Annotated in this window: 11 protein-coding genes and 1 tRNA gene; 9 read left to right on the top strand and 3 right to left on the bottom strand. The window is 75.1% G+C overall.

Going from position 1 to position 15,034, the window contains the following annotated elements:
* The first annotated feature begins 27 nt into the window (after positions 1-27).
* The 5 genes from HKK73_RS14860 to HKK73_RS14840 all read left to right on the top strand — a co-directional run bounded on the left by HKK73_RS14860 (position 28) and on the right by HKK73_RS14840 (position 5,811).
* Positions 28-2,484, top strand: coding sequence for a GH36-type glycosyl hydrolase domain-containing protein (locus tag HKK73_RS14860; RefSeq protein ID WP_171468297.1), 2,457 nt, complete (start codon positions 28-30; stop codon positions 2,482-2,484).
* A gap of 166 nt (positions 2,485-2,650) precedes the next feature.
* A complete protein-coding gene (locus tag HKK73_RS14855; RefSeq protein WP_043657664.1) occupies positions 2,651-3,301 on the top strand; it encodes a GNAT family N-acetyltransferase in 651 nt (216 codons plus the stop codon).
* 61 nt (positions 3,302-3,362) lie between these two features.
* On the top strand, positions 3,363-4,589 hold the full coding sequence (locus HKK73_RS14850; RefSeq protein WP_171468296.1) for a hypothetical protein: 1,227 nt from the start codon (positions 3,363-3,365) through the stop codon (positions 4,587-4,589).
* Positions 4,590-4,653: 64 nt separating this feature from the next.
* Positions 4,654-4,726 (top strand) — tRNA-Ala (locus tag HKK73_RS14845).
* A 233-nt stretch (positions 4,727-4,959) separates the two neighbouring features.
* The gene (locus HKK73_RS14840; protein ID WP_253705951.1) at positions 4,960-5,811 is read left to right on the top strand and encodes a formylglycine-generating enzyme family protein; all 852 of its coding nucleotides are present in this window, start codon (positions 4,960-4,962) and stop codon (positions 5,809-5,811) included.
* Positions 5,812-5,903: 92 nt separating this feature from the next.
* Here the strand turns inward: HKK73_RS14840 and HKK73_RS14835 are convergent, their stop codons facing one another.
* On the bottom strand, positions 5,904-6,419 hold the full coding sequence (locus HKK73_RS14835) for a DUF4190 domain-containing protein (protein WP_051028544.1): 516 nt from the start codon (positions 6,417-6,419) through the stop codon (positions 5,904-5,906).
* 198 nt (positions 6,420-6,617) lie between these two features.
* Between HKK73_RS14835 and HKK73_RS14830 the strand changes: the two genes are divergently transcribed.
* From HKK73_RS14830 to HKK73_RS14820, 3 genes are all read left to right on the top strand, one after another.
* Complete coding sequence (locus tag HKK73_RS14830; protein ID WP_171468294.1) at positions 6,618-8,246, top strand: hypothetical protein; 1,629 nt, start codon at positions 6,618-6,620, stop codon at positions 8,244-8,246.
* A gap of 105 nt (positions 8,247-8,351) precedes the next feature.
* Complete coding sequence (locus HKK73_RS14825) at positions 8,352-9,839, top strand: family 20 glycosylhydrolase (protein ID WP_171468293.1); 1,488 nt, start codon at positions 8,352-8,354, stop codon at positions 9,837-9,839.
* Positions 9,840-9,933: 94 nt separating this feature from the next.
* Entirely contained in the window at positions 9,934-11,616 is a 1,683-nt protein-coding gene (locus HKK73_RS14820) for a hypothetical protein (protein WP_253705663.1), read from the top strand.
* 51 nt (positions 11,617-11,667) lie between these two features.
* Here the strand turns inward: HKK73_RS14820 and HKK73_RS14815 are convergent, their stop codons facing one another.
* Entirely contained in the window at positions 11,668-13,434 is a 1,767-nt protein-coding gene (locus HKK73_RS14815; RefSeq protein ID WP_171468292.1) for a phospholipid carrier-dependent glycosyltransferase, read from the bottom strand.
* Between the two features lie 34 nt (positions 13,435-13,468).
* On the opposite strand from HKK73_RS14815, the gene rsmI reads away from it, so the two are divergent.
* Positions 13,469-14,359, top strand: coding sequence for a 16S rRNA (cytidine(1402)-2'-O)-methyltransferase (gene rsmI / locus HKK73_RS14810; protein ID WP_171468291.1), 891 nt, complete (start codon positions 13,469-13,471; stop codon positions 14,357-14,359).
* 9 nt (positions 14,360-14,368) lie between these two features.
* Here rsmI and HKK73_RS14805 read toward each other — a convergent pair whose 3' ends face one another.
* Positions 14,369-14,968 carry an isochorismatase family protein gene (locus HKK73_RS14805; RefSeq protein WP_085387427.1) on the bottom strand — a complete coding sequence of 200 codons (600 nt, stop codon included), beginning with the start codon at positions 14,966-14,968 and terminating at the stop codon, positions 14,369-14,371.
* Positions 14,969-15,034 lie beyond the last annotated feature (66 nt).

The raw sequence follows: 15,034 nt of genomic DNA, 5'->3' as shown, positions 1-15,034 counted from the left end.
CACCCCAGGACAGGAACCAGAGCAACGATGCGCTACGGCCACTTCGACACCGCGCACGACGAGTACGTCGTCGAGCGCCCCGACGTCCCCGTCTCGTGGACGAACTACCTCGGCACCCGGGACATGTGCACGGTCCTGTCGCACCACGGCGGCGGGTACTCGTACTACAAGAGCTCGCAGTACGGGCGCATCTCGCGCTTCCGCCAGAACGGGGTGCCGCTCGACCGCCCCGGGCACTACGTCTACCTGCGCGACGACGCGGACGGCGACTACTGGTCGGTGTCCTGGCAGCCGGTCGGCAAGCCGTTCGTCGGGCCGGACGAGGAGCTCGACCCGGCCGGCGGCGCGGGGCGCTGGACCACGCGCCACGGCCTGAGCTACACGACCTTCCGCTCCGAGTACAAGGGCATCGACGCCGAGCAGACGGTCTTCATCCCGCTCGACGACGACGTCGAGCTGTGGGACGTGCGCGTCACCAACACGACGGACGAGGTGCGCGAGCTCACCGTCGGGTCGTACGTGGAGTTCTCGTTCCACACGATCACGATCGACAACCAGAACCTGCAGATGTCGCTCTACGCGTCCGGCTCCTCGTACGAGGACGGGATCATCGAGTACGACTTCTACTACGAGCCCTGGACGTACCACTACTTCGCGTCGAGCGAGACGCCGTCGTCGTACGACTCGCTGCGCGACAGCTTCATCGGCCCGTACCGCACCGAGAGCAACCCGGTCGCGATCGAGCGGGGCGAGGGCTCCAACGCGAGCGCGACGACGCAGAACCACTGCGGCGCGCTGCTGCACAAGGTGACGCTCGCGCCGGGCGAGACCAAGCGCCTCGTCTTCATGCTCGGCTACGGCTCGCGCGACGCGGCCGGTCGCGCGATCCAGGCGAAGTACTCGGACGTCGCGGCCGTCGACCACGAGCGCGAGCGCCTGCGCGACTACTGGCGCGCCAAGCAGGACAAGCTGCGCATCCGCACGCCCCACGAGGGCATGAACACGATGATCAACGCGTGGACGCTGCTCCAGGCGGAGACGTGCGTCGTGTGGTCGCGGTTCGCGTCGTTCGTCGAGGTGGGCGGACGCGCCGGGCTCGGCTACCGGGACACGGCGCAGGACGTCATGAGCGTCATCCACTCGAACCCGACGAAGACGCGGCAGCGCATCGTCGAGCTCCTGCGGGCCCAGACGGAGGCCGGCTACGGCCTGCACCTGTTCGACCCCAAGGCGTTCGACCCCGACGCGGAGAAGCTGCCCGACGTCCCGTCGCCGACGATCGTCCCGACGGTCGACCCGAAGGACCTCATCCACGGCCTCGAGGACACGTGCTCCGACGACCACCTGTGGCTCGTGCCGTCGGTCGTGGAGTACGTCAAGGAGACGGGCGACCGCGCGTTCCTCGACCTGGAGATCCCGTTCGCCGAGGGCACGCCCGCGACCGTCTACGACCACCTCGTCCGCGCGCTCGAGTTCTCCGCCGAGCAGGTGGGCCAGAACGGCGTCGCGCTTGGCCTGCGCGCCGACTGGAACGACTGCCTCAACCTCGGCGGCGGCGAGACGTCGCTCGTGACGTTCCTCCACGCGTGGGCGATCGGCGCGTTCCTCGAGGTCGCGGAGCCGCTCGCGGCGGCGGGCGACGAGCGCGCCGAGGCGGACGTCGTGCGGTTCACGGCGGAGCGCGAGCGCATCGCGAAGGTCGCGGACTCGCAGCTCTGGGACGGGCGCTGGTGGATCCGCGGGTACACGCGCGACGGCGTGAAGATCGGCTCGGCGCAGAACGACGAGGGCAAGATCTTCCTCGAGCACCAGGCGTGGCCCGTCATCGCGGGCATCACGAGCCAGGAGCGCGGCGAGGCGTCGATGGACGCGGTGCGCGAGCTCCTCGGTTCCGAGTACGGCAACCACCTCAACTGGCCGGCGTTCACGAAGGTCGACGACACGGTCGGCTTCGTGACGCGCGTGTACCCGGGCATCAAGGAGAACGCCGCGATCTTCTCCCACCCGAACGCGTGGCCGATCATCGCCGAGGCGATGCTGGGCCGCGGCGACGAGGCGGTGCAGTTCTACGACGCGATCCTGCCGTACCACCAGAACGACAACATCGAGATCCGCGGGGCGGAGCCCTACGCGTACGTCCAGTTCCTCTACGGCCGCGACCACGAGTGGTTCGGCAAGGCGCAGAACCCGTGGCTCACGGGCACGGCCGGCTGGATGTACACCGCCGTGACCAAGTACGTGCTCGGCGTCCGCCTCGCGCTCGACGGCCTGGTCGTCGACCCGTCGATCCCGAAGGACTGGGACGGGTTCGAGGTGCGTCGCGAGTGGCGCGGCGCCGTCTACGACATCGAGGTCCGCAACCCGGACCACGTGTCGAAGGGCGTGCGCTCGGTGACGGTCGACGGCGTCGAGCACGACCCGGCGACCCCGATCCCGGCGCTGCCCGCGGGCACGGAGGCGAAGGTCGTCGTCACGCTGGGCTGAGGACGGGCCGAGCAGGGGTCTGAGCAGGGGGACACCACCGGATGCCCGCGTCACCGGTCGGTGGCGCGCGGGCGCCCGGTGGTGTCACCCTGTGCACCGAGGGCCGGGCGCACCGCCGGTCCTCGTCGCCAAGCCCACCGACAGGCCGAGGACGGTACACCGCCGCATGACCCACAAGATCGCGCGCGGCTGGACCGTCGCCAAGCCGTGGCCCGTGACGCTGCGGGACGACACCCTGGGCGGGTCCGTGGTCCTGCGTCCGCTGCGGCGCCGGGACGCGAACGCGTGGATGCGCCTGCGCGCGCGCAACGCGGACTGGCTGGAGCGCTGGGAGGGCACGTCACCGCGCCCCGGCACGCCGGGCGGGCCCCCGACGTTCGCGGAGTACGTCCGGGTCCTCTCGGCGCAGGCGCGCGCGGGGTCCTCGCTGCCGTTCGCCGTCGAGCTGGACGACGAGCTCGTCGGCCAGCTCACCGTGTCGTCCATCACGTACGGCTCGCTGTGCGGCGCGAGCATCGGCTACTGGGTGAGCGAGCACGTCGCGGGCCGCGGCGTCATCCCGACCGCCGTCGCGATGGCCACGGACTACTGCTTCACGATCCTCGGCCTGCACCGGATCGAGATCAACATCCGCCCGGAGAACGGCCCGAGCCTGCGCGTCGTGGAGAAGCTGGGGCTGCGCGACGAGGGGGTCCGCGAGCGCTACCTGCACATCCAGGGGGAGTGGCGCGACCACCGGACGTTCGCCGTCACGAGCGAGGAGGTCCCGGACGGCCTCCTCGCGCGCTGGCAGGCGACACGCCGCGAGAGCATCTGAGCCGCCCGACACGCCGGGGCGCGTGCGGAGCGTGGCCGCAGGCCTCGCCTACGGTCGTGATGTGGAATCGGCCTCGGGGATCGTCGCGCTCGCGGTGTTCCTGCTGTGGGTCGGCTTCTACGTCCCGCACCGGGTGCGTCACCGGCAGCAGCTGCTGGACGCGCGCACGGACGACCGCTTCTCCGGCTCCCTGCGCGTCCTGGCCGTCGCCGGCCCGGGCGGCGGGGGGTTCGACCGCTGGGACGCCCGGCTCGACGGCGTCACGACCGTCGCGGCGATCGCCTCCGGTCCCGCCGGAGCCGGCGGGCGCCCCCTGCTCGGGGCAGCCGGGACGCAGAGCCGGCCCGAGGGCCGGACGCACGACGAGGAGGGAACGCACGCCATGGGGAGCACCGTCAGCGCGTCACCCTCGCGCGGGGCACCGCCGCGCCGTCAGCCGGCCTCCGAGCAGTCCCGCCTCGAGCTCCTCGAGCGGCGCGCCGCCGCCGCGCGCCGTCGTCTCGCGCTCACGGTCGTGCTGCTCCTCGCGACCGTCGGGGTGTGGGTCGTCGTCGCGCTCGGGCTCGTCCCGTGGTGGGCGGGCGTGGTCCCGACGGCGTTCCTCGGGCTCGTGCTCGTGCTCGGCCGTCGTGCGGTGCTCGCCGCCCAGCGGTCCGACGCCGCGTGGCTGGCCGAGCGTCGTGCCGCGGCCCGCGCGGCGCGCGGCGCCGTGCTCGGCGCACCGCCCGCCCCCCGGGGTGCGCGCCCGCGCGTCACCGGGCGCGCCGTGCACGGGTCGCAGGTGAGCACGCAGATGATCCCGCGCGTCACGCCGCAGGACCTCGCGCGGGCGAACGCCGCGGCCTCCGCGGACGCCGGCGCGCCGACCACGACGGGCGCGTCGTCCCGCGAGCGGGCCACCGCGTCCGGTCCGGCCGAGGGTCCCGCGTCCGAGGAGCCCGCCCCAGCGGCCGACGACCCGACCACCGTTCGCGAGACGACCCCGGTCGTCGAGGTCGAGGCCGTCGACGCGGAGCGCGTCCCGACGGGCCGCGCGTGGGACCCCGTGCCCGTGCCCCCGCCGACGTACACCATGAAGCCCACGGCGCCCCGCCGCGAGCCCGCCCCGCTCACGGACGACGACGTCGTCTCGCCCACGGTGCCGGCCCGCGTCGAGCCGGTGGTGGCCGCCGACGCCCGGTCCGGCGCCCCGACCCCGGCCGCGGGCGACGAGCGCAAGCCGTCCACGGAGACGCTCGGCCTGGACCTCAACGAGATCCTGGCGCGCCGTCGGGCGGCAGGGCAGTAGACCCCCTGGGGGCGGCCGGTTTGCGAGACCCCGCCCTCGGGGTGCTAATCTGTTCCTCGCTTGAGGGGCTATGGCGCAGTTGGTAGCGCGTCTCGTTCGCAATGAGAAGGTCGGGGGTTCGAATCCCCCTAGCTCCACCGGAGAGACCCTCGCCAGACCAGGTCGACGACCTGAGACGGCGAGGGTCTCGTCTTTTTCTCGGGGCCCCCTGCCCTGATCGCGGCCCTCGCGCTGCCGCCGACGTCGAGTGGACCTCGCGGCGCGCGAGCGAGGCGAGCGCGGTGGCCGCCGTGCCGCCGGTGCGCGCCGCACCTATCCTGGCGACGTGACCCTCACCGTGCTGGTCCCGGTCCCCGGCGGGACGTTCCGCATGGGCTCGGACCGGCACTACCCGGAGGAGGGTCCGGCCCACGACCGGCAGGTGGAGCCGTTCCTCCTGGAGCGGCACGCGGTGACGAACGCGCAGTTCGCGGCGTTCGTCGCGGACACCGGGTACGTGACGGTCGCGGAGCGTCCGCTCGACCCGGCTGACTTCCCGGGGGCCGACCCGGCGGACCTGGTGCCCGGGGGTCTCGTGTTCACCCCGACGGCGGGCCCGGTCGACCTGCGCGACTGGCGGCAGTGGTGGCGGTGGCAGCCCGGGGCGTCGTGGCGGTCGCCGCAGGGGCCGGGGTCGGGCGTCGACGACCGGCCGGACCACCCGGTGGTGCTCGTCGCGTTCGAGGACGCCTCGGCCTACGCGGAGTGGGCGGGGCGGCGTCTGCCCACCGAGGCCGAGTGGGAGCGCGCCGCACGGGGTGGTCTCGACGACGCGGAGTACGCGTGGGGCGACGAGCTCGCACCGGGCGGACGCCTGATGGCCAACACGTGGCAGGGCCGGTTCCCGTACGACGACGCGGGCTGGGGCGGGACGTCGCCCGTCGGCTCGTACGAGCCGAACGGGTACGGGCTCGTGGACCTGATCGGGAACACGTGGGAGTGGACGGCGGACACGTTCACGCCGCGCCACGCCGTCCCGGGCACGCGCGGGCCGGACGCCGGTGGGCGACCGAACCTGCTGGCCCCCACGACGTCGCCGGAGGTCCTGCGCGTGACGAAAGGCGGCTCGTACCTGTGCGCGCCCGAGTACTGTCGCCGCTACCGGCCCGCGGCGCGGTCCGCGCAGTCCGACGACAGCGCGACGACGCACCTCGGGTTCCGCTGCGCCGCGGACGTCCGCTGACCGCGGGTCGGTGACCCGCTGGCGCCCCGGGCACGACGAAGGCCCCCACCGAGCGGTGAGGGCCTTCGCGGAGCGGCGTGGCCGCGACGAGGTCAGGGGCAGGTGACGGGCTCGCCACGCACCTCGACGACCGTGCCCGAGGGCACGCCGGAGCACGCGTCGAGGACCTCCTGCGTCACGGCGCCGACGGTGCTGAAGAACACGATCGAGCCGATGATCGTCAGGACGAGCACGATCGCGCCGACGATGATGCCGGCGAGCGCGAGGCCGTTCTTGTAGCCCGCCTTCTTGGACTTGTTGAAGGCCACGATGCTGAGGATCAGGCCGACGATCGAGAGGCAGCCGAGGAACGACAGCACGAGGCCGACGATCCCCATCGTCTTGCCCGGGTCCTGGCCCGGGGCGGAGTACGACGGGGCGCCCGCCTGCGGTGCGCCGTACTGGGGCGCCTGCGGGGCGCCGTACTGCGGGGCCTGCGGGGCGCCGTACTGCGGGGCCTGCGGCGGCTGCTGCGGCTCGCCGGGCTGCGGCGCGCCGTAGGCGGGCGGGCCGGACGGCGTCCCGCCGGGCTGCTGCGGGTTCTGGTCGGGCTGGTCGGGGGTCGACATGCGATCTCCTCGGCGTTCGGTCAGGGCCTGCCCAGTATGCCGGTCGGGGGCGCCGCCCGCCCTGTGATTCCGCGGCGCGCCCGGCGGCTGGTCCGGGTGGCGGGGGTCACGCCACCCCGCGGCCGGTCGGGTCCGACCATCACGAGTCCCTCACATCCCTCGGTCGGCGAGCCGCGCCGGGTGCGCGATGATGGGGGCGTGAACACTCGGAAGGTCCGATTCGTCCCTGTCGCCCTCCCCGTCGTCCTCTCGCTCGGTGCCGTCGTGGCGCTGGGCGGCTGTGCCGCGGAGACGGCGAAGGCCGACGGGCCGTCCTCGGGTGAGACCGGGCTCGTCGCCCGTGCCGCCGAGCCGAGCGACGGCGTCCTCGTGCTCGGCTCGACCGAGCCGGCGGAGCTCGCGCTGACGAGCAGCCAGGCGTTCTTCACCAACGCGCCGGTCGTCGTGCTCGCCACGGCGGACGACGAGGCCGCGCGCGCGACCGCGGCCGCGGCCGCCGTCGAGCTCGCCGCGCCCGTGCTGCTCGTGGGTGGCGCCATCTCGGACGGCGGGCTGCGCACGGAGCTGGGCCGGCTCGGCACGGTCGCCGTCGTCGAGGTGGGCGAGCCGCCCGCGCCCCCCGGCCAGGAGGACGCGGGCGAGGAGCCCGCGCGCGCGACCCTGGGCGACGTCGACGGCGTCGAGCGCGTCCTGCTGGAGGTCGGGGCGCTCCTTCCCGACGGGACGCTCGACGAGCGCGACCTCGACGAGGTCCGCGCCGCGCTTCCCGATCGGGGCGAGCCGGAGACGCTGACCGAGGTCCTGGCCCTCACGGAGCCGGGCAGCCTCGCGGTGCCGGGCGGACCGCAGTCCGCCGCCATCGCGACCGCGCGCGCCGCGGGCGCCGTGCCGCTCGAGGTGCCGCAGGGCGACCCGCGGGCGTCCGCCGAGGTCGTGGACGCGATCTCGGCGGCGAAGGCGCTCGCCGTCGTCGGTATCGGCGCGAGCTTCGGCACGGCCGACGACCTCACGTGGCGGCTGCGGTCGGCCGAGGCGGGCGACCTGCTCCCCAGCGGTTCGCAGCTCGTCCTGGCCGACGGCGTCCGGTACGTCGCGGTGGAGGCCGACGCCGTGACGTCGGGCCTCGTCGCGGTGGGGGAGCGCTCGGCGACGGAGGCCGTCGAGCGTGCGCAGGAGGCGGCGGCGGCGTACGCGGAGGCCGCCCCGGGCGACGTGGTGGTCCCGGTGCTCGAGGTGCCGGCGACGAGGGCGTCGTCGAACCCGGGCGCGGACCGCGACTACTCGACCGAGATCCCGGCCGAGGAGCTCGTCCCGCTCGTCGACACCGCGGCGGCCGCGGGGGTGCTCGTCGTGCTGCGCCTGGAGCCCGGCCGCGCGAGCTTCGACGAGCAGGTCGCCGAGTACGCGGACCTGCTCGCACGCCCGGCCGTGGGCGTCGCGCTCGCGGTCGACGCGCGCCGCGCGGGCGAGGGGTCGCGGGCCGGCACGGTGGGCGCGGCGGAGCTCAGCGCCGCGATCGGCGCCGTCGGGGAGGTCGTGCGCACGCAGGGCCTGCCGCAGAAGCTCGTCGTCGTGCAGCGACCCGACGCCGAGGCGGTGCTCGACGCCGCCGCGCTCGACGTGGGCGCGGGCGAGGCGGCCGTCGTGCTGCAGCCGACGGGGCAGGCGGGGTTCGGCGCCCGCGCACGCGAGTGGGGCACGCTGCTCGACAATGTGCCGGCAGGCGTGGTGGGCGGCTGGACCACGGGTTCGGCGGACCCGGCGCGGGACGTCGAGGGCGTCCTGTCGCTCGACCCGAGCCCGCGCTACGTGGCGCCGTCGCGCTGACGATCCGCTCCGCAGGGCACTTGGTCGGTCCCGTGCGCGCGGGTTAGGGTGTGTCGCTCGCAAAAGCCGAATCGATTCGACCAGACCTAGACGACGAGGTACCTGATGGTCTCGATCATCCCCCAGCCCCTGCACGTCGAGCCCGGTGAGGGCCACGTGCCCGTCGGTGCCCTGGAGGTCCACGCGGTCGGTCTCGACGGCGCCGCCCCCTGGCTCGCCGACCTCGCCGCGAGCGTCCTCTCCGGCCTCGACGGCGTCACCGCGACCCATGACGACCCCGCCGCCGTCGCGGTTCCCGCCACGGACGGGGAGCGCACCGCGCTCGTCCTGCGCGTCGACGGGTCGGCCGGGCCGGAGGGCTCCACGAGCCCCGAGCGGTACAGCCTCGTCGTCGACGCCGCCGGCGTCACCGCGACGGCGCCCGAGCCGGCCGGGCTGCTCCACGCGGTGCAGACGCTGCGCCAGCTCGTCGTCGCGCCGGGTGACGGGGCGCCCGCGCGGGTGCCGCACGTCGTCGTGCACGACGCGCCGCGCTACCCCTGGCGCGGTCTCTCCGTGGACGTGGCGCGCACGTTCTTCGGGCTCGACGCGCTGCGGGCCGTGGTCGACGTCGCGGCGGCGTACAAGCTCAACGTGCTGCACCTGCACCTCACCGACGACCAGGGCTGGCGCATCGAGTCGCCGTCGCGGCCCGAGCTCGCCAAGCTCTCCTCGGGCGGCGACACCTCCGGCGGGACGGGCGGCCACCTGTCCCTCGCCGACTTCCGCGCCCTGCAGGACCACGCGGCCGAGCGCTTCGTGCGCGTCGTGCCGGAGATCGACGTGCCGGGCCACATCAACGCGGCGACCCACGTGTACGGCGACCTCATGCCCGACGGCGTCCCCACAGACGCCTACCACGGCATCGAGGTGGGCTTCTCGCGCCTGACGTTCGACCTCCCGGCCACCGAGCCCTTCCTGCGCGACGTCTTCACGGACCTCGCCCACGCGACCGACGGCGAGCACGTGCACCTCGGCGGCGACGAGGTGCTGAAGATGGAGCCCGCCGAGTACGCGCGCTTCGTCGAGCTGTGCGAGCGGCTGATCCTCGAGGCGGGCAAGAAGCCGGTCGCGTGGCAGGAGGCGGCGAAGGCGCCCCTGCGCCCGGGCACCCTCGTGCAGTACTGGGACACCCACCCCATGGACCTCACGTACCTCGTCGACGCGGCCAGGGCGGGAGCGCGCGTCATCATGTCGCCCGCGAACCGCGTCTACCTCGACATGAAGTACACGGCCGACTTCCCGCTCGGGCAGGAGTGGGCGGGGCTCGTCGAGGTCCGCGACGCGTACGACTGGGAGCCCGAGCAGGTGGTCCCCGGGCTCCCGGCCGACTCGATCGAGGGCGTGGAGGCCGCGGTCTGGACGGAGCGCATCCCCACGCTCGACGCGCTGTTCACGATGCTCCTGCCGCGCCTGAGCGCCGTCGCGGAGGTCGCCTGGACGGCCCCCGACCGCAAGGACTGGGACGACTACCGCCGACGCGTCGCCCGCGAGGCGCACGCGTGGCGCCGCTCGGGCACCCCCTTCCATCCCTCGGTGCAGGTCGACTGGTGACGCGGGCGGGCGACGCCCGCGGGGTGGTGGACGTCACCGGGGAAAACCCCTCCAGCTGTCGCGAGGCGGGCGGCCGCTGACGGACCATCGATCGATGGCCTTCGTGACCTTCTCCGCCGCCCGCCACGACGACCCGTCCGGAATTCCCTCCTCGACCCCACGCCCCGGCTCCCGCGCGCGCCGGAGCGGCCCGCGCCGTCGTGCGGCCGCGCTCGCCGTGACGCTGGCCCTGGCGACCGCGCTCGCCGCGTGCACGGGAGGCGACCCGGACCCCGCCGCGAGCAGCACGGGGCCCGCCGCCGCCGCCGAGGCCGAGCCCGACGGCGCCCGCGCCGCGACGCCCGAGGGCGTCCTCACCCTCACCGAGGAAGGCCCCGCCGCGCTCGCGCTCGCGGCGAGCCGCACGTTCTTCGCGACCGCGCCGGTCGCGGTCGTCGTGCCGGCCGACGCCGCCGAGGACGCGACCGCGGTCGGCGTCGCCACGGCGCTCGCCGAGCGGGTCGTCGCGCCCGTCCTGGTCGCGGGGGACGACGCGGCGCTCGCCGAGGAGCTGGCCCGCCTCGACGCCGCCGAGGCGGTCGTCGTCGCGCCGGAGGGGACGAGCGTCCCCGGCCTCGACGACGTGACCACGGTGCACGTCGACCCGGCGGCCGTCGCGCCCGACGGCGCCGTCGACGAGGAGTCGCTCGCGGGCGCCGCCGACCTCGCGGTCCAGGACCTCCCGGCGTCGGGCGACGCCGAGACGTCGACCGGCGTCCTCGCGCTGACGGACCCCGACGCCGGGGCCGCGGCCCGACCGGCGGCCGCGACGGCCCGCGCGTCGGGCGCGACGGTCGTCGACGCCCCCGGCGGCGACCCGCGCACCACGTCCGAGGCCGTCCAGGCGGTCGCGGGGGCCGAGGCGACGGCGACCGTGGGCCTCGGGGCGTCGTTCGGCAGCCCCGACGACCTCGGGTGGCGCGTCGAGGCGGCCGCGACGGGCACGGAGCTGCCCGGCGGCGGGCAGCTCGCCCTGCCCGGCAAGCGCTACGTCGCGCTCTACGGGTCGCCGGGGGCGCCGGTGCTCGGCGTGCTCGGCGAGCAGGACGTCGCCGCGAGTATCGCGCGCGCCCAGGAGCACGCGGCCTGGTACCAGGGCTTCACGGACGAGCCCGTGGTGCCGACGCTCGAGATCATCACGACGGTCGCGTCGGGGTCCGCGGGCTCCGACGGCAACTACTCGAACGAGCGCGCCGCCGACCTCGTGCGGCCCTACGTGGACGCCGCGCGCGAGGCGGGGGTGTACGTCGTGCTGGACTTCCAGCCGGGCCGCACGGACTTCCTCACGCAGGTGCGCGCGTACGAGGACCTCGTCGCGCAGCCGCACGTCGGCGTCGCGCTCGACCCGGAGTGGCGCCTCGGCCCCGACCAGGTGCACCTCGCCCAGATCGGCTCCGTCGGGGTCGACGAGGTGAACGCCGTCGGCGACTATCTCGCGGGCCTCGTGCGCGACCGCGACCTGCCGCAGAAGGTCTTCCTGCTGCACCAGTTCCGGACGTCGATGATCACCGACCGCGCCCGCCTCGACACCGCCCACCCCGAGCTCGCGACCGTCGTCCACGCCGACGGCCAGGGCGGCCAGGAGGCGAAGGCGGCCACCTGGTCGACGCTGCACCAGGACGCGCCGGCGGGGCTGTTCTGGGGCTGGAAGAACTTCTACGACGAGGACGCGCCCATGCTCACGCCCGAGCAGACGTGGGGCATCAGCCCGACCCCGGACTTCGTCAGCTACCAGTGACGCCGGCGCGGCTCGCTCCGGGGCGCCCGGTCGGCGCGCCGGGTCAGCGCGTCAGATCCACGTGGGCAGCCACATGTGCATCCGCCAGAACCAGTACGGGACCTGCCACGCCGTCCAGATCGGGTAGAAGAACACGCTCACGGCGCCGATCGTCGTGAGCAGCACCGTGATCCCGACGCGCACGCGGGCCCGGGCGACCGCCCGGCCCTCCGTGCGCTCGAGCGCGAGCGTGATCGCGTACACGAGCGTGAGCACGACCCACGGCAGGAACACGATCGAGTAGAACGTGAAGATCGTCCGCTCGGCGTAGAGGAACCACGGCGCCCACCCGGCGACGATCCCGCTGAGCACGGCGAGCGCGCGCCAGTCCTTGAGCCGCACGAGCGCGTAGAGCGCGACGAGGATCGCGAGCGCCGCCGCCCACCACAGGACGGGGTTCCCGAGCGACGTGATCGCCCGCGCGCACCGCTCGACCTCGCAGCCCGCCTCGCCGGCCTCGTACGAGCGCCAGTAGAAGGACGTGGGCCGCCACTGGAGGATCCAGCCGAGCGGGTGCGCCTCGTACGTGTGCTCGGACGTGAGCCCCGTGTGGAAGTCCCACATCTTCAGGTGGTACTCCCACAGCGACCGCAGCGCCGGGGGCAGCCACTGGACGCCCTCCCCGGGGTGCTCGACGGCCCACTGGCGCATGTACGCGCCGGGGGACCGGAACCACGACGTCCACGTCGCGACGTAGGTGAGCGCAGCGGTGGGGAGCATGACGAGCGCGGCCGGGATCGCGTCGCGCACGAGCGCGTCCTCCCACCAGCGCCCGACGCCCGCGGTGCGCCGCGCCGTCGCGTCCCAGAGCACGGAGACGACGGCGAGGACCGCGAGGAAGTACAGCCCGGACCACTTGACCCCGCACGCGAGCCCGAGCGCGACGGCGGCGGCGAACCGCCACCACCGCCACCCGAGCCCGGGGCCGTAGCGCCCGATGCGCCCGCCCGCGTCGAGGATCGCCCCGCAGCGCTCCGCGAGGCGTCGTCGGGCCTGCTCGCGGTCGAGCAGGAGGCACCCGAACGCGACGAGCACCCAGAGCATGAGCATGTTGTCGAGCAGGCCGGTGCGCGCGTGCACGATCGCCTCGCCGTCCACGGCCATGAGCGCGCCCGCGACGATCCCCATCGCCGTCGAGGCGAACAGCCGGCGCGCGATGCGCGCGACGAGCACGACCGCGACGACCCCGACGACGGCGGACGCGATCCGCCACGACCACGGGTTCTCGGCCCCGCCGAGCGCCTTCATGCCGAGCGCGATCATCCACTTGCCCAGCGGCGGGTGGACCACGTAGTCGGCCGTGGGCAGGAACGAGTTCACGTCCCCGGCCTCGAACGCCGGGTTCGGCTCCTCGGGCCAGTCGGCCTCGTACCCGACCTGGAGCAGCGTCCACGCGTGCTTGACGTAGTACGTCTCGTCGAACACGAGGGTGCCGGGCCGGCCGAGGTTCCACAGCCGCAGCACGGCCGCGACGACGGCGACGATCGCGACGCCGAGCCACCCCCACAGCCGGTCGTGCGCGGTCGCGCCGAGCGCGAGGCGCCGCGGGCCGAGCAGCGCGAGGAGGAGCCGATCGCGGTGGCTCGGCGCGGGGCCGTCGTCCGTCGTCACGTTCGACGGCGGTGCGCCGTCGTGACCCGCGGCCGGCTCGTCGACCGGCAGGTCGGGCGCCGGCCGGGGCCCGGCGTCGTCGCCCGGGCCGGGCGGCGCGTCGGTGGCGTCGGCCGGGGGGCGGGGGCCGGGGGTCGCGTCGGCGGGCGGCTGGGACACGCTGGCCATCGTAGGGCCGCGCACGTGTGGAACCCTGGGAGCCATGTCCTCCTCGACCGACGTGCCCGGCCCCGACGCGCCCACGACCCGGCGGGAGGCCGGGCACCTCGTGCTCGGCGGCACGCCCATCGGGAACGCGGAGGACGCGAGCCCGCGCCTGCGCCGCCTGCTCGCGGAGGCCGACGTCGTCGCGGCGGAGGACACGCGGCGCCTGCACGCGCTCGCGGGCCGCCTCGGCGTCCAGGTCGGGGGGCGGGTCGTGAGCTTCCACGAGCACAACGAGGCGGAGCGCGCCGACGACCTGCTCGACGTCGTCGACGGCGGCGGCACGGTGCTGGTCGTGTCGGACGCGGGGATGCCCAGCGTGTCCGACCCGGGCTTCCGCGTCGTGGGCCGCGCGGTCGAGCGCGGCCTCCCGGTGACGACGGCGCCCGGGCCGAGCGCGGTGCTCACCGCTCTCGCGCTCTCGGGGCTCCCGACGGACCGGTTCTGCTTCGAGGGCTTCCTGCCCCGCAAGGCGGGGGACCGCTCGCGTGCGCTCGCGGCGCTCGTCGACGAGCCGCGCACGCTCGTGTTCTTCGAGGCGCCCCACCGCGTGTCCGAGACGCTCGCCGCGATGGCGGGCGCGTTCGGCCCGGACCGGCCGGCCGCCGTCGCGCGCGAGCTCACCAAGACGTACGAGGAGGTGCTGCGCGGCCCCCTCGCCGAGCTCGCGGAGCGCGCCGCCGAGGAGCAGCTGCGCGGCGAGATCTGCGTCGTCGTCGGCGGGGCGCCGCCGCGCGGGCCCGTCCCGCTCGCCGAGCTCGTGCCCGCCGTCCTGGCGCGCGTCGACGGCGGGGAGCGGCTCAAGGACGTGGTCGCGGACGTCGCCCAAAGCGCCGGGGTGCCCAAGCGTGACCTCTACGCCGCCGCGCTGGACGCACGCCGCGGGTGACCGCGGTGCTCAGCGCCCGACGGCGTCGCTCGCCACGAGCGTGACGCCCGCCGCGGCGAGCTCCTCGCGCGCGGCGGCACCGAGCTCGGGCGTCACCGGCACGGTGAGGTCGGTGAGGACCCGCGTCGCGAGGCCGAGCGCGTGCGCGTCGAGCGCGGTCGCGCGCACGCAGTGGGACTCGGCGATGCCGACGACGTCGACCGCCTCGATCCCGGCGTCGCGCAGCAGGTCCGCGAGCGGTCGGCCCGCGACGTCCACGCCCTCGAAGCCCGAGTAGGCGGCCTGGTACTCGCCCTTCTTCACCCCGGCGTCGGGCGCGAGGTCGGCGAGCGCGGGGTGCAGCTCGGCGTTCGGGGTGCCCGCGATCCCGTGCGGCGGCCACGTGTCGACGAAGTCCGGGTCGGGGCTCCAGTGCTGTCCCGGGTCCACGTGCCAGTCCTGGGTCGTCACGACGAGGTCGTACGCGTCGCGGTGGTCGCGCGCGTGCTCGGCGATGCGCTCGGCGACGGCGTTCCCGCCCTCGACGCCCAGCTCGCCGCCCTCGCAGAACGTGGGCTGGACGTCGACGACGATCAGCGCGCGGCGCCGCGCGGGGGTGCTCTCGGTCATGCGCCCACTCTGCCACCCCGGCGGGCACCGGGGGAGCGCGGGTGCGAGAGTGGGGCCCAGCCGTGA

Origin of the sequence: Cellulosimicrobium sp. 72-3 (assembly GCF_013127315.1) — a bacterium.
In the GTDB taxonomy this organism is placed as follows: domain Bacteria; phylum Actinomycetota; class Actinomycetes; order Actinomycetales; family Cellulomonadaceae; genus Cellulosimicrobium; species Cellulosimicrobium funkei.
Note: the sequence above shows the minus strand (reverse complement) of the source record. Positions and strands in the feature narration are given on the sequence as shown.

What these genes read in the sequence shown, in the direction of transcription:
- HKK73_RS14860 (WP_171468297.1), top strand. Translation starts at nt 28, where the DNA reads ATGCGCTACGGCCACTTCGACACCGCGCACGACGAGTACGTCGTCGAG.
- HKK73_RS14855 (WP_043657664.1), top strand. Translation starts at nt 2,651, where the DNA reads ATGACCCACAAGATCGCGCGCGGCTGGACCGTCGCCAAGCCGTGGCCC.
- HKK73_RS14840 (WP_253705951.1), top strand. Translation starts at nt 4,960, where the DNA reads ATGGGCTCGGACCGGCACTACCCGGAGGAGGGTCCGGCCCACGACCGG.
- HKK73_RS14835 (WP_051028544.1), bottom strand. Translation starts at nt 6,419, where the DNA reads ATGTCGACCCCCGACCAGCCCGACCAGAACCCGCAGCAGCCCGGCGGG.
- HKK73_RS14825 (WP_171468293.1), top strand. Translation starts at nt 8,352, where the DNA reads ATGGTCTCGATCATCCCCCAGCCCCTGCACGTCGAGCCCGGTGAGGGC.
- HKK73_RS14820 (WP_253705663.1), top strand. Translation starts at nt 9,934, where the DNA reads ATGGCCTTCGTGACCTTCTCCGCCGCCCGCCACGACGACCCGTCCGGA.
- HKK73_RS14815 (WP_171468292.1), bottom strand. Translation starts at nt 13,434, where the DNA reads ATGGCCAGCGTGTCCCAGCCGCCCGCCGACGCGACCCCCGGCCCCCGC.
- rsmI (WP_171468291.1), top strand. Translation starts at nt 13,469, where the DNA reads ATGTCCTCCTCGACCGACGTGCCCGGCCCCGACGCGCCCACGACCCGG.
- HKK73_RS14805 (WP_085387427.1), bottom strand. Translation starts at nt 14,968, where the DNA reads ATGACCGAGAGCACCCCCGCGCGGCGCCGCGCGCTGATCGTCGTCGAC.